A 13,522-nucleotide genomic window follows, 5' to 3' on the forward strand; every position below is an offset into this window, starting at 1 on the left:
CGGTGGGGCTGGATGAACGCGTCACTGCCTCAGGAGCAGGCCAAGCTCAGTAACCTGGCTATACCCTTAGGTATATTTACCGCACTCAATCTCGGCTCTAGTTTTGGGAGCACAACCATAACAGCCGAGGAAAAAATCCCTGGATCGTTTGAAAGGCAAAGTAGCACTGATTACCGGCGGCGCAGGCGGTTGTGGCTTGGCAGCGTCACAACTGTTCGCTGCCGAGGGCGCCAAGGTAATCATCCTCGACTTGCCGACCAGCCAAGGCGAATCCGTGGCAGCACGTATCAATGCCGAAGGCGGTCAGGCGCTGTTCGTTGCAGCCGACGTTTCCCAGGCCGACCAGGTGCGCCGTGCTGTAACTCAGGGCCAGGCGCATTTCGGCTCAATCAACGTGCTTATGAACCACGCGGGGATCATTGCCGCCGCGCCGTTCCTGGAAACCAGCGAAGCCGACTGGGATCGGCTGATGAGCGTCAATGTCAAAAGCAAAAACAGTTAACCAGGCTGGTGCTTGATGTCTGATTCAACAATCAACGCTGATATCAGTCCCCGGTACGGACGCGCACATGAGCGCATATCCGGATTTAGCGCTACCGGCATCAATCAGGGGAATAATTTTCCCGTCCAAGACGGCGCACTCACAGGTTTGGCATATGCCAGCACGACAATGGGCAGGTAATACCAGCCCGTTGGCCTCTGCAAAGCTGAGGAGGGTTCCATCTTTGGGTTGCCATGATGCAGTGACACCTGATCTGCTGAACGTGACCTGGAATGGCCCACATTCGGGGATTTTGCGCATTTCCACTGGACTGTCAGGGGTGGCGAAGCTGTCCATATGCAGCCGATCCACAGCGTTAGCTTGAACCACGCTGTCCTTTATCTGGCGCTGAAAGCCTTCAGGCCCGCAAACATGCATGGCAGCGCCACGCTCGGCAGCGTCGGTGACTAACGCGGATATATCCGGCCGGTAGTTGATCGCGCCTTCAATTTCACTGTTCCCCTCGGTCACATGCAGGGCGATAGCACCTTGGCTTAGCTGCCCTACCAGCTTGGTGACCTCAACCCACAGCGCTAAGTCGTCGCTGGATTTCACGGTGTGCACGACCCGTACAGGATGCGGGTAACGTGCTTGCACAAGTGCTGTGAGCTTGGTGATCGTCGGGGTTATGCCTATTCCTGCGGTAATGAAGAGATTGGCTGGAGCGTCCAGACTAAACGTAACTGGCCCTGAAGGACCAGTGAGATGTAGCCACTGCCCTGTTTTCAAAGCATGAATAGCTTGGGAGCCGGCACCACTCCCCTGCTTCACCGTGATGCGTACCCGATCATCCTCGACGCCTGACACGGTATAGCGGCGCCACGTGCCATCTGTTGTCAGATGGTGAACTGCGACATGCTGCCCAGCCACAAAGCTGGCTAGCGAGCCGAGCATGGCTAGAGGATCTCGTAGCCATACCGAGCGAATACCCGGAGCTTCCTCAACAATCTCAACGACTTCTGCAGGACGCGGCCAGGTAGTCAACGCAGGTGCTCTTGGAACCTTGGCTGCAATTGCCAGCCTTTCGCCGTAATGCGCCTGCGTGCTTGAAATTCTGTCGCCAGGTTGCAGCGATCCTGCTTGCTCAACCTGTGCATAGACGCCGCAATACATGTGACCGAAATGTCGGTTCAGTTGGGCGGGAATGTTCATGTCCACTTCGCCCGTCTGCGGGTTTACCGACGTCGCTCGGCAGCGCTTGATTGGCCGAATGATCGAGAGACGGGACTGACCAAAATCCACACCTTTGCCAAGCCATCCGAATTCGGAAAATGGTTCTGCATCGATATAGATATTGCCTCGAAAACGCATGGGGTCGATCGTTACGCCCATGAGCGTAGACAGCGCCTGCACTGTCCTCACATTGATGATGGACAATGCTGAGTCGTCAAAATCCCAATGGCCGAGACAATCGTTTCGATGAACAACGCGTGATTGCGCACCAAAAAATTCGGCCAGTAGTTCTGGATCTGTCAGCAAATCTCCACGAGGCACTGGCTGCTTAACATGGAGCGTCGCTGCGCCCAGGCTTTGTCCAGGCAGAAAATGAACAAGCGCTGGATTGGTCGTGAGTTGCTGATACGGGGCGGCCCCGGCCGTCGTCCCACTTCGGGTAATGGCTACCGCACGGTCGCCTGGAAAACCTTTTCCGTATTCCAGCGAGACACTGTCCAGCTTTTCACCATCGAAGCCCTTTATTGGATAGCGGAACAACGAAACGACGTGAGCCATCTGACATGCCCTCTTCACAAATTCGTAGGAATCACTTGAAGCCCAGCGTGACCTGACGAGGCTGAACTTTTCGATGCATGCAATGCCGATCACCCAGTCGCTCGTCACTGATGCAAAAAAGCCACTACCCGGAGGGGCAGTGGCCGGGTCCGCACCGAACTCCGTCAGAACAGCGCGGGATCAGGACACAGGCAATTGCATCACCCGCGTCCCGCCAGTCACGAAGCGTTGATCCAAATGGTCTTCAGCTCCGTGTACTGATCATGGGCCCAGATGGACTTGTCCCGTCCACCGAAGCCAGACTCCTTGTAACCACCGAACGGCGTAGTCACATCCCCTTCGCCGAAGCAGTTGACCGTGACCACGCCCGCACGGATTTCCCGCGAAAGGCGCAGCGCGTTGCGCAGGCTGCCGGTGTAGGCCGAGGCGGCCAGGCCGTAAACGGTGTCGTTGGCCAGCTCGATCGCCTCGTCGATGGTCTCGAAGCTGGTCACGCTCAGCACCGGGCCAAAGATTTCCTCGACGAACAGTTTGTTGTCGCGGCCAACGTTGTCGACGATGGTCGGTTGCACGAACACACCTTCCTCGGTTTCGCCGCCCTGAACGATGCTGAGTTTCTGCTCGGCAGCGTATTCCAGGTACGACTTCACCTTCTCGAAGTGCGACTTGCTGACCATGGCGCCCAGGCGGTTGTCCGGGTCGAGCGGGTCGCCCAGCTTCCAGTCTTTCAGGTGCTTGGCGATCAGGCTCAGCAGTTCGTCCTTCACGTCCTTGTGGACGATCAGGCGCGAGGAGGCGGAGCAGTTCTCGCCCATGTTCCAGAACGCACCCGCGGTGACGAACTGGGCCACTTCGTCCAGGTCTTCGCAGTCGTTCATGACCACGGCCGGGTTCTTGCCACCCAGTTCCAGGACGATGCGCTTGAGGTTGGACTCGGCGGCGTATTTCAGGAACAGGCGACCGGTGTCGGTGGAACCGGTGAAGCTGACCATCGGGATGTCCATGTGGCGGCCAATGGCCTCACCCACTTCACGGCCACCGCCAGGCACCAGGTTGAACACGCCAGCCGGAATGCCCGCCTCGTGGGCCAGTTCGGCCACGCGCAGGGCGCTGAGGGTGGTTTCCTTGGCTGGCTTGACCACGATCGAGCAACCGGCGGCCAGCGACGGGGCGATCTTCCAGGCCAGCATCAGCAGCGGGAAGTTCCACGGCAGTACCAGGCCGACCACGCCGATGGCTTCACGCACCACCATGGTCACGGCAGCGTTGCCGGTCGGCGCGGTGGCATCGTAGATCTTGTCGATCAGCTCGGCGTGCCAGCGGATGGTGTGGATGGTTTCCGGCACGTCGACGGTCTGGCACTCGCTGACCGGCTTGCCGCTGTCCAGCGCTTCCAGCACCGCCAGCTCGTGGGCGTTGTCTTCCAGCAACTGGGCGAACTTCTGCAGCACATGCTTGCGGTCGTTCGGCTGCATTTTCGACCAGGTGCCTTCCTCGAACACACGCTTGGCTGCTGCAACGGCGACGTTGACGTCGTTGACGTCGCAGGCGGCGACCTCGGCCAACTGCTTGCCGGTGGCCGGGTTGGTGGTGACGAAGGTGCGGCCAGAGATGGCGTCGCGGAATTCACCGTCGATGAACGCCTGGGTGCGCAGTTGCAGGTCGGCGGCGATGGCCGCGTATTGATCCTTGCTCAGCAATTCAGCCATTTTTCCAGCCTCCTTATTTGATCCGGGCGATGGTGGCTTTCAGCTCGGTGACCACGCGCTGCAGCTCTTGCTTCTCGGCTGCGTCCAGGTCGTACAGCGGCTTGCGCACGCCTCCGGTGCTCAGACCGTTGAGGGCGACACCGTATTTGATCGACTGGACGAACTTGCCACCTTCGAGGAAGTCCATCAGCGGCATCATGGCGGCCATGATCTTGCGGCCCTTGTCGAAGTTCTTCTCGATCACGCAGGCCTCGTACAGGGCCACGTGCTCGCGCGGGATGAAGTTGGAGCCGGCGCAGACCCAGCTCTGGGCGCCCCAGGCGAAGAACTCCAGGGCCTGGTCGTCCCAGCCGCACGAAAGCTGGATGTTCGGGCGCTTGATGGCCAGGCGATGCAATTGGGCCATGTCACCGGAGCTTTCCTTGATGGCGACGATGTTCTTCACATCGGCCACGGCGTCGAAAAACTCTTCACCCATGCTTACGCTCATGCGGCCCGGGTAGTTGTAGAGCATGATCGGCAGGCCAGCGGCGGCGTCGACGGCTTTGACGTGCAGGGCGATTTCCTGCTGGGTCGGCAACGCGTACGGCGGGGTACCGACCAACAGCGCATCGGCCTTGATTTCCTTGGCGTGCTGGGCGAAAGCCACGGCGTCTTCGGTGCGAATGCCACCGGTACCAACGATCAGCGGCAAATGACCATTGAGCACGTCCTTGGCCTGGGCAGCCAGTTCGATGCGTTCTTGAGTGGTGTGGGCATAGTATTCACCGGTCGAGCCGCCGATGATCACGCCGTGAATCTTCGATTCGACCAAGTACTCGAGCACTTCGGCGAAGGCCGCTTTGTCGATCGAGCCGTCCGCTGCCAGTGGAGTGATTGCCGGGGTGTAGATGCCTTCAAATTTCACGGTAGATTCTCCAAGGATACATTTGGTAGTGAAAGCCGCGACGCAACGCGCCGCGACGGCTGTGTTTCAGGTCAGGCGAGCGAGGCGGCCTGTTGCAGATTCATGGATCGGGTTTCGGGTGCCAGCGCGAAGGAGAACGCCAGGCCGACGAAAGTCACTGCGGCGGCGGCGTACATGGTCGCGCCGATTCCGTAGGTATCGAGGGCAATCGGGACCAACCAGGTTCCGACCGCGGCGCCGACCCGCGACATAGAGGTGCCCACACCCACCGCACCAGCGCGAATTTCGGTAGGGAAGAGTTCGTTGGGGTAAACAAGCTGCAGCACCTGGGCACCGCCGATAAACAGTGCATAGGCGCCGAACAAGGCCAGAATCAGCATTTCCGAACCGCTACTGAATGCGCCCAGGCCCAGCAACGCCAGCCCGGACCACAGGAAGCTGTGCAGCAGCGTGGTACGCCGGCCAAGCCCGTTGATCAGGCGTGTAGCAATGATGCAGCCGACTACGAATAGACAGGTGATGGCGACAGAGCCAATCGACGCCCACTCACCTTTGAGATTGAGCGCGCCCAGAACCTTCGGGGCGAAGGCATAGACGGCAAACACCGGAATAACCGAGCAGGTCCAGAACATGGTGACGAACAACATGCGTTTGCCATAGCCGGAGTGCAGCAGGCTGAGGAACGACAGTTTTCGCGTTTTAGGCTCTTCTGGCAGGTTGCGCAGAGAGAAATCACTGCCATATACACGCTTGATGATCTGCTCGGCCTCGGCGCTGCGGCCCTTGCTGATAAGCCAGCGTGGCGACTCAGGCGTACCAAGGCGCAACATGAACAAAACGCTACCGACTACTGCTGCACTGGCCAGGACCATGCGCCAGGCATCATCGCCACCGTGGTGAAGAATCGCTTCCCCGACCATGTAGGCCACAGCTGCGCCTGCGAACCACAGTACGGTGAGGGTGGCCAGGCGAGGCCCCCGATTCTTCTTGGGCAGGAACTCAACCAACAGCGAAGTGGCCACTGGATACTCAATGCCGACAGCGATGCCGATGGCAAAGCGCAACAGGAACAGTGCCAGCGCCGACTCGACCCAGAACTGCGCGACTGAGGACAGAACGAACAGGGTCGGCCCGACGAAGAAAACGCGTTTGCGACCAAAGCGATCGGTCAACCACCCGCCGAAGAAGCCACCGAAGAAAATGCCGATCAGCGCCGAGGCCGCAATCATGCCCTGCCAAAAGCTGGACAGGCCAAGCCCTGCGGACATCTGTGCCATGGCCACGCCAACGATGCTCAGCACATAGCCGTCAACAAACGATCCGCCGCCAGAGCGTACCGTCAGAAACTGATGAAAACGATTAATAGGTACATCTTCGATTGATACATTGGAATTTGTCATTGTTTTCTCCTGCCACGACCAAAGTGCAGCCTGTTTAAGGACGAACGGGTCCGCGAAGCTGAAAACCTTATTCAGCTCCGTCTCGTCGAAGTGCACTTCGACCCTAAACAGCACGCAATAGAAACCGCAGGCCAGGCCAATTATTGCCCGGCGAATATCAATAAGTTATAGCGTCTTACATTAACTCAGCTTTCTTTTCCGGCGCGGTACTGTCCCCATTTCAGATTCAGGTTCAAACCCAGCGATACCAAGGGCGCCGGTGGGTTCGCGCACGGTCCTGGTGCCTGGCGAACAAAATCGATCAGTTCATTCTTCTCACCGGCCAGCCAGTCAGCCAAAAGTTTGCCGGTAGCGGTGCCGCGAGTAACACCCAAACCATTGCAGCAAAGGGCACCATAAACGTTAGGCGCCAACTCCCCAAAATACCCCATGTGATTTCGCGACATCGCCAGTGCGCCGCCCCAGGTATATTCGAAGGGCATGCCTGGCAGCATCGGGAATCGCCGTTCGAAGGCGTCACGATGACGAACCACGAAGCGTTCGAGGTATTTGCGATTGGCACGGCCGTCAGGGTTGAAACTGAAACTGTTACGGATCAACAAACGGTTGTCTGGCGTGCGACGCACCGTGGTGCCGAATGGATCAGCGGGAATGACGCCCCAGTATGGCTTGCCGCCTAGCCTGGCCTGCTCCTCTTCGTTCATCGGACGGGTCAGGCTGGCATAAGTGAACACCGGCAGCATGCGGCCTTTCAGGAAGCCGAAACTCATGCCGAAAGCGTTGGTAGTGAGCACCAGCTTGTCAGCCGTGATCGAGCCATGGGCATGCTTGAGCACGGTTTTTGCGCCGTATTCAATTTCAGTGATCGGCGTCTGCTCATACAGCGTGACATTCGGCGGCAGATTATCTGCCAACCCTTTTACCAACGCCGAGGGCTGAATAAGGGAAGTGCCCGGAGTGAACAGGGCCTTGCGGTAGAAATGAGTGCCGATATGCTCTGGAAGCTGAGCGGCGTCAATCATCTCGTACGGCTGATCGAGTTTGTCCAAGCCGCGCCGGTAGGCATCCAGTACGGCAATGCCGCGTGGCTCTACGGCCGCTTGGTACTTGCCACAATGCTTCATCTGGCAATCGATCTGATAGCGTTCCACCAGTTCCTTGAGGAATGACTGTCCGCTGAGATTGAGCTTCAGCGTGGTTCTGGCGATGGCAATGTCACCGATGTAGTCGTCGGCGCCGATGTCATGAGGCAGGTCGATGGCAAAACCAGCATTGCGCCCCGACGAACCGAACCCCACTTCCTGAGCTTCGAGCAGCACGACCTGGTCATCCGGAAAATTCAATGCCAGCTGGCGTGCAGCGGCTAATCCGGTAAAGCCAGCGCCGACCACAACCCAACGTGCGGCGGTGTGCCCGCGGTGCGGAGCTTTGATCTGCCGTCCTTTGCTCAGGTGGTACCAACCGCACGTGGTGTCGTCGGCGGGCAACGAGGTGATCTTTGTCATTTCAGGAACCAGATATTGTTGTTAGCGTCTGTTCCTCATCACGCCTCGCCAAACCCGGCATCCTGCCGGGTGTTGGCGCGCGGTGAGCATTACTTCATAAGGCCAGTGCCACTTCCATCCCTTGGGGCGCCGCGTATTCGGCCATGCGGCGACGGGACAACTCGAAGTGCTCGCGCACAAGCTGTCCGGCAGTTTCAGGATCTCGACGCTCGATGGCCTCGATCATTTGATCGTGCTGCTGGCAGGCGAGCTCTAGGTCGCGCTGCATGTCATCTGTGGTCGGGTGTCGATAGAAGATCTTGCCAAGCCTTGTGTGGTCGATAAGAAGGCGCCGCAGGCTTGGCAACAAGTAGTCGTTATGCGCCATCCGGCCGATCTCCAGATGGAAGGCATCGTTGTAGAGCACTCGGTTTTCCACATCGCGCTCTTCGATGGCCTGGCGGAACATCGCCTGAATGGCCTTGAGCCCCTCGATCTCACGCGCAGTTGCATGGGTAGCCGCCAGCTGGGTAGTCGCTATGTAGATCAACGGCGCTGCCAGGAAAAAGCTATGCAGAGAATCGTGGTTCATCGCAGCCACGCGAGGCGCGCGATTGGCTTCCAGTTCGATGTAGCCCTCTGCTGCGATTTGTCTCAGCAATTCGCGAACCGGCGGGCGTGACAGGCCGAACTCTTCACTCAAGGCCAGCTCATCGACCACCGCGCCAGGTGCCAGCTCCATGCTCAGGATGCGCCGGCGCAAGGCATCAGCAAGGACGCCCTTGCGGTCCAGCGGCACTTCACCGATCAGTGGATGAGCCTCAGCGGTTGCTTTCATGGCGGCTTTCTTGGTTTTCATATTGTTGTGTCTACAATTTGTATAATGAATATAGGGTTCGTTAGACAATGTGTCTACTGGTTTTTCGACCATCGGTACAGCGTGATCACGATGGCTCGAAGCTCACATTTCTGTCCGCGACAATATCATGCCAACCCACGACCATAGCGGCGCCCAGCGCAGCCGCCGCAAAGGCTCATGGCCACTGGGCTCGCGGTATTCTTTCGAAATTATCTTGGTATACACAAAGAATACAATCGCGTTGACGGGGCTTGGAACCCATGCCAGTCTGAATCAAACAGTGATCGCTCCGGGTTTTGGTGAACGGTGGGGGGTTCCATGAGAGGCGGCAAAAATGAGCTGTACGAGGATCTGAAAGGCCAGATTCTGACCATGGAACTCAGCCCCGACCAATTGCTGGACGAGTTGGGGCTAAGCGAACGATACGGGCTATCGCGTACCCCTGTCCGAGAGGTGTTTCGCCGCCTGGCGGGTGAAGGCTATCTGGACATACAGGAACATCGTGGCGCCCGAGTGGCACCGATGAACCACAACACATTGCGTAACTTTTTCTTGGTGGCGCCCATGATTTATGCCGCTATCGGCCGACTTGCTGTTCAAAACTACAAGCCCGCTCAACTGCGCGACCTGCATGCCACCCAGGAGCGCTTTCGCACGGCGAGCCAAGTTCGCGACCCACGGGCGATGGTCGTTGAGAACAACCGCTTCCACGAGATCATGGGCGAGATGTCTGGCAACCCCTATCTCGAACCCAGTCTTGGTCGCCTGTTAATCGACCACGCACGCATCGGCCACACCTTCTTCCGCCCACGCAACAGCGACATGGAGCGCCACCTGTGCTTGGCCGTCGAGCATCACGACAGCTTCATCGACGCTTTCAGCCGGCATGACGAAGGTGCCGTAGTCGATCTGGTGTTCGAACACTGGGAGCTTTCACGCTGCAACATGCAGATGTTCATCGCCCCGCAAAGCCTGGTTGAAGACGTTGCACGCGATATCAACAGCGGCTGACACGCGCTCTTAAGACCGTTTTGCAGTACCCGCCATGGACGGACGTTGGCCGGCCAGGGATGCACGCAGGTGAATTTCAACAAAAACAGGGCTTAACGCCCAGCCACCACAATGCAGGAGTTCAACATGAATCGTATCCGCAAGGCACTATGCGCAATCGCGATGATCGGTCTAGGGCTGTGTCAGGCCCATGCCGAAGAAAAGGTCATCAACATGGGCACCCTTTCCTGGGAAGACCTCACGCCCATCACCGGTATCACCAAGAAAGTACTGGAGGACGCCGGCTATACCGTCAAGGTGACTTCGTTTTCGGAGTGGGGCATCGCTTACGCAGCCCTGAGCAAGGGTGACGTGCAGATCCTCGCCTCGCAGATCGACTACGTGGCCCAGGATTTCTGGAACCGTAACAAGAGCCGCTTGGAAAAGATCTCGCCGGTGTCTCACGGGCTGTACCAGGCGATCGCGGTGCCCAAGTACGTGCCAATCGACTCGATTGAGCAGCTCAACGAAAACGCTGACAAGTTCGGCAACAAGATCGTCGGGATTGAACCCGGGTCGGGCTTGATGAGTGATGCCGCCAAAGCGGTCAAGGCTTATGACCTGAAACTCAACCTGCTCGAAGGCAGCACCGCAGCCATGACGGCGGCGCTGAAATCCGCTGTCGACCGTAAGGAATGGGTGGCCGTGACACTCTGGGAGCCGACCTGGATGGCCCTCAAATACGACACCAAGTTCCTCAAGGATCCGAAAGGCGTGTTCGCTCCAGCGCAAGGCTACTACTGGATTGGTCAGAAAGGCTTCTCGGCGGAGAACCCCCAGGCCCGCGAGGTCATCGCCAGCGTTTATGTACCCCTGGCGGACATCAGTGCGATCAACAGCGCAGTGAACGATGGCAAGACAATGGACCAGGCCGTGAAGGAATGGACCGACAGTCATGCTGATCTGCTCAAGCGCTGGGAAACATCAAAAAATACTGACAGCAGCGTTTCACCTTGCCACTGCCGAACTTGAAACAAGAACACACCAGAAAAACTCTGGTTCGGGTGCACACATGAATACCAAGAATGTTGTTGAAACACTGGTCGATTGCCGCGGTGTCTGGAAGATCTTCGGCGACCGCGCGCCGGCCGCCATGCAGGCCTACCGTGAGCGCGGCCTGACAAAGACCCAGATTCTTCAGGATTATGGCTGCGTTGTAGGCGTCTCCAACGTCAATCTGCAGGTACGCCGCGGTGAAATCTTCTGCATCATGGGTCTCTCCGGCAGTGGCAAATCCACGCTTATCCGGCTTCTCAATCGCCTGATCGTTCCTACCAGCGGCGAAATTCTGGTCAAGGGCCGCGATATCGCCCAACTGGACGCTGCCGCACTGCGGGAAGTACGTGCCAAGCATATCGGCATGGTGTTCCAGAGTGTCGCCTTGCTGCCACATCGCACTGTCTTGGAAAACGCAGCCTTCGGGCTGGAAGTGCAAGGCCTGTCCAAGGCCAAACGCCATGAGGTGGCCGGGCGCGCCCTGGCCAAGGTTGGTCTGAGCGATTGGGCCAACCGCTACCCCGCCGAACTCTCCGGCGGCATGCAACAGCGTGTCGGTCTTGCCCGGGCGATCGCTTCCGACCCGGAGGTGATCCTCATGGACGAGCCCTTCAGCGCCCTGGACCCCCTGATCCGTCGGCAGCTGCAGGACGAGTTCAGGGAACTGACCAAATCCCTGGGCAAATCCGCCGTGTTCATTACCCACGACCTGGAAGAGGCCATTCGCATCGGTGACCGTATCGCCATCATGAAAGATGGTGTGATCATCCAGGAAGGCACCGCCGAAGATATCGTGCTAAACCCGGCCGACGATTATGTAGCCGAGTTCGTCGCAGGGATCTCGCGCCTGCACTTGGTCAAAGCCCACTCCATCATGCAGCCGCTTGCCGAATACAGTGCCCGCCACCCGCACGAAAACCCCGAGCTCTTGCAAAGCGCGGCCCCCGAAAGTGACCTGGATTCACTTATCAACCTGTTGATTCGCTCAGGCCACGACGCCATAGGCGTGCGCGAGAACGGAACATTGCGGGGGGTGATAAGCCAGCGTGACTTGCTGCGCGCCGTCCAAGGCGTACGGGACGACGAATCCCATGCCCAGGAACGTACGTCGGTGGAGGGTCTGGCATGAACCCCGAAGACTTCGCTTCTGCCTTCGATGAACATGTCGACAATGCCTTGATGTGGCTGTCAGACAATGCCGCTGGCTTGTTCGACCTGTTCAACGACCTGCTGAAAGCTTTGTACCAGGCGGTCTATACGGTACTGGAAGTACCTCCTTTTTATGCTGTGGCATTGCTGTTCGCCCTGCTGGCATGGCGCTTGGCAGGGTGGCGCTTTTCGTTGGGTACCTTTTTGGCGCTGCTGATGTGCGCGCTGATGGGATTGTGGCCGCAAACCATGAGCACCTTGGCTCTGGTGCTTACCGCTACCAGCCTTGCTCTGGTAATCGGCATTCCCTGCGGAGTAGCGGCCGGCCTGTCTCCAGCGGTGAATCGCATCTGTGAACCGGCCATGGACCTGGTTCAGACGCTACCGCCATACATCTATCTGCTGCCTGCCATTGCCTTGCTCGGCTACGGCACTGGCACCGCACTGGTGGCAACGGTCATCGTTGCCGTACCTCCAGTGCTACGGCTCACTGCGCTGGGCATCCGCATGACACCGAAAGCGTTTCTGGAACTGGGGAATGCCAGCGGCACAACCGGATGGCAACAATTCGTCAAAATCCGTTTGCCGTTCGCCATGCCAAGCATCATGACTGGTATCAACCAGAGCTTGATGATGGCCTTCGGCATGGTGGTCATCGCAGGGATCGTCGGTTCTGGAGGCCTTGGCGAAGTTATCTACAGCGCCATTCGGACATTGGACATCGCCCGCTCGATCAACGCAGCGATCGCGATCGTGGTCCTCACCCTGATCCTCGACCGGCTGGCACAGAGTGGCATCCGTACTGCCGAGGAGGCACGTCATGACGCTCACTGAAATGAACCTCTCCCCCGGCGCCTATCTTGCCCCCTTGTTCGACTGGCTGAACACCAACTTGCATGGTCTGTTCGCCGTCATCAGCCGCTTCGTCGAGGCCATGCTAGGCGCGATTGAGGCGCTGCTGTTGCTACCACCGGCCTACGTAATGATTGCCGGTGTATGCATTGCTACGGGGCTGTTGATCAACCTGCGCAGCGCAGGGCTTGCAGGCGTGCTACTGGGCTTTTGCTGGATCAGTGGCTTCTGGGCCGCTTCCATGCAGACCATCGCCTTGGTGTCCGTGGCAGTACTGATTGCGGTTGCCGTGGCCTTCCCGCTCGGCATCCTTGCAGCTCGGGTAAAACGTTTCGACAACGCCGTAAGTCCGCTGCTGAACGTGATGCAGACCGTCCCCCCATGGGTGTACCTGATCCCCGCAGTGATCATCTTCAGCCTGGGCAAAGTGCCGGCGATCATGGCGACGATCATTTATGGCATCCCGCCGATGCTGCGCCTGACCACGCTCGGCTTCCGCCAGGTACCCAAAGACCTGCTGGAACTTGGCCAGGCTACCGGTGCAAAACCCAGCACCATCTTGTTCAAGATCGAGCTTCCCAGTGCCATGCCTACCCTGCTGGTTGGCCTCAATCAGTGCATCCTCATGTCGCTGGCCATGGTCGTTCTGGCCGGGTTGGTCGGTGCAGGCGGCCTGGGCGCCGAAGTTACCCGAGGCCTGACGCGCATGGAAATGGGGCTAGGCCTACGTGCGGGCTTGGCTATCGTCGCCGTGGCGCTATTACTCGACCGGCTCTCACGAGGCCTGCTCAGCCGTCGGGCTGGGCCACAACTTCGGTAAGCCAGGGAAAACACGGCGGGCCGT

General features: G+C 58.5%; 11 protein-coding genes and 1 pseudogene. 6 read left to right on the top strand and 6 right to left on the bottom strand.

Going from position 1 to position 13,522, the window contains the following annotated elements; all coding sequences use genetic code 11:
* Positions 1 to 139: 139 nt before the first annotated feature.
* Positions 140 to 490, top strand: a pseudogene (locus APH33_RS09005) (SDR family NAD(P)-dependent oxidoreductase); the annotation flags it as partial.
* 36 nt (positions 491 to 526) lie between these two features.
* Here the strand turns inward: APH33_RS09005 and APH33_RS26490 are convergent.
* The 6 genes from APH33_RS26490 to APH33_RS09035 all read right to left on the bottom strand — a co-directional run bounded on the left by APH33_RS26490 (position 527) and on the right by APH33_RS09035 (position 8,610).
* The gene (locus APH33_RS26490) at positions 527 to 2,272 is read right to left on the bottom strand and encodes an MOSC domain-containing protein (RefSeq protein ID WP_082433509.1); all 1,746 of its coding nucleotides are present in this window, start codon (positions 2,270 to 2,272) and stop codon (positions 527 to 529) included.
* Between the two features lie 218 nt (positions 2,273 to 2,490).
* Positions 2,491 to 3,981, bottom strand: a complete 1,491-nt coding sequence (locus APH33_RS09015; RefSeq protein WP_054884800.1) for an aldehyde dehydrogenase — start codon at positions 3,979 to 3,981, stop codon at positions 2,491 to 2,493.
* Positions 3,982 to 3,994: 13 nt separating this feature from the next.
* Positions 3,995 to 4,888: a dihydrodipicolinate synthase family protein gene (locus tag APH33_RS09020; RefSeq protein ID WP_054884801.1), complete on the bottom strand. Its 894-nt coding sequence runs from the start codon at positions 4,886 to 4,888 to the stop codon at positions 3,995 to 3,997.
* A 71-nt stretch (positions 4,889 to 4,959) separates the two neighbouring features.
* Entirely contained in the window at positions 4,960 to 6,288 is a 1,329-nt protein-coding gene (locus tag APH33_RS09025) for an MFS transporter (protein ID WP_054884802.1), read from the bottom strand.
* Between the two features lie 185 nt (positions 6,289 to 6,473).
* Positions 6,474 to 7,793, bottom strand: a complete 1,320-nt coding sequence (locus APH33_RS09030) for an FAD-binding oxidoreductase (protein WP_054884803.1) — start codon at positions 7,791 to 7,793, stop codon at positions 6,474 to 6,476.
* A 94-nt stretch (positions 7,794 to 7,887) separates the two neighbouring features.
* The gene (locus APH33_RS09035) at positions 7,888 to 8,610 is read right to left on the bottom strand and encodes a GntR family transcriptional regulator (RefSeq protein WP_054884850.1); all 723 of its coding nucleotides are present in this window, start codon (positions 8,608 to 8,610) and stop codon (positions 7,888 to 7,890) included.
* Positions 8,611 to 8,949: 339 nt separating this feature from the next.
* On the opposite strand from APH33_RS09035, the gene APH33_RS09040 reads away from it, so the two are divergent.
* From APH33_RS09040 to APH33_RS09060, 5 genes are all read left to right on the top strand, one after another.
* A complete protein-coding gene (locus APH33_RS09040; protein WP_054884804.1) occupies positions 8,950 to 9,642 on the top strand; it encodes a GntR family transcriptional regulator in 693 nt (230 codons plus the stop codon).
* Positions 9,643 to 9,768: 126 nt separating this feature from the next.
* A complete protein-coding gene (locus APH33_RS09045; protein WP_054884805.1) occupies positions 9,769 to 10,653 on the top strand; it encodes a glycine betaine ABC transporter substrate-binding protein in 885 nt (294 codons plus the stop codon).
* A 40-nt stretch (positions 10,654 to 10,693) separates the two neighbouring features.
* Positions 10,694 to 11,806 carry a glycine betaine/L-proline ABC transporter ATP-binding protein gene (locus tag APH33_RS09050; RefSeq protein WP_054884806.1) on the top strand — a complete coding sequence of 371 codons (1,113 nt, stop codon included), beginning with the start codon at positions 10,694 to 10,696 and terminating at the stop codon, positions 11,804 to 11,806.
* Positions 11,803 to 12,660 (top strand): proline/glycine betaine ABC transporter permease, encoded by an 858-nt coding sequence (locus tag APH33_RS09055; RefSeq protein WP_054884807.1) that lies wholly within the window; start codon positions 11,803 to 11,805, stop codon positions 12,658 to 12,660. The genes APH33_RS09050 and APH33_RS09055 overlap by 4 nt, the downstream gene beginning before the upstream one ends.
* Positions 12,647 to 13,498 carry a proline/glycine betaine ABC transporter permease gene (locus APH33_RS09060; RefSeq protein WP_054884808.1) on the top strand — a complete coding sequence of 284 codons (852 nt, stop codon included), beginning with the start codon at positions 12,647 to 12,649 and terminating at the stop codon, positions 13,496 to 13,498. The genes APH33_RS09055 and APH33_RS09060 overlap by 14 nt, the downstream gene beginning before the upstream one ends.
* Positions 13,499 to 13,522: the final 24 nt, after the last annotated feature.

It is taken from the genome of Pseudomonas sp. NBRC 111130 (assembly GCF_001320485.1).
GTDB classification, from domain to species: domain Bacteria; phylum Pseudomonadota; class Gammaproteobacteria; order Pseudomonadales; family Pseudomonadaceae; genus Aquipseudomonas; species Aquipseudomonas vlassakiae.

What these genes read in the sequence shown, in the direction of transcription:
- APH33_RS09040 (WP_054884804.1), top strand. Translation starts at nt 8,950, where the DNA reads ATGAGAGGCGGCAAAAATGAGCTGTACGAGGATCTGAAAGGCCAGATT.
- APH33_RS09055 (WP_054884807.1), top strand. Translation starts at nt 11,803, where the DNA reads ATGAACCCCGAAGACTTCGCTTCTGCCTTCGATGAACATGTCGACAAT.
- APH33_RS09045 (WP_054884805.1), top strand. Translation starts at nt 9,769, where the DNA reads ATGAATCGTATCCGCAAGGCACTATGCGCAATCGCGATGATCGGTCTA.
- APH33_RS09030 (WP_054884803.1), bottom strand. Translation starts at nt 7,793, where the DNA reads ATGACAAAGATCACCTCGTTGCCCGCCGACGACACCACGTGCGGTTGG.
- APH33_RS09060 (WP_054884808.1), top strand. Translation starts at nt 12,647, where the DNA reads ATGACGCTCACTGAAATGAACCTCTCCCCCGGCGCCTATCTTGCCCCC.
- APH33_RS26490 (WP_082433509.1), bottom strand. Translation starts at nt 2,272, where the DNA reads ATGGCTCACGTCGTTTCGTTGTTCCGCTATCCAATAAAGGGCTTCGAT.
- APH33_RS09035 (WP_054884850.1), bottom strand. Translation starts at nt 8,610, where the DNA reads ATGAAAGCAACCGCTGAGGCTCATCCACTGATCGGTGAAGTGCCGCTG.
- APH33_RS09015 (WP_054884800.1), bottom strand. Translation starts at nt 3,981, where the DNA reads ATGGCTGAATTGCTGAGCAAGGATCAATACGCGGCCATCGCCGCCGAC.
- APH33_RS09050 (WP_054884806.1), top strand. Translation starts at nt 10,694, where the DNA reads ATGAATACCAAGAATGTTGTTGAAACACTGGTCGATTGCCGCGGTGTC.
- APH33_RS09025 (WP_054884802.1), bottom strand. Translation starts at nt 6,288, where the DNA reads ATGACAAATTCCAATGTATCAATCGAAGATGTACCTATTAATCGTTTT.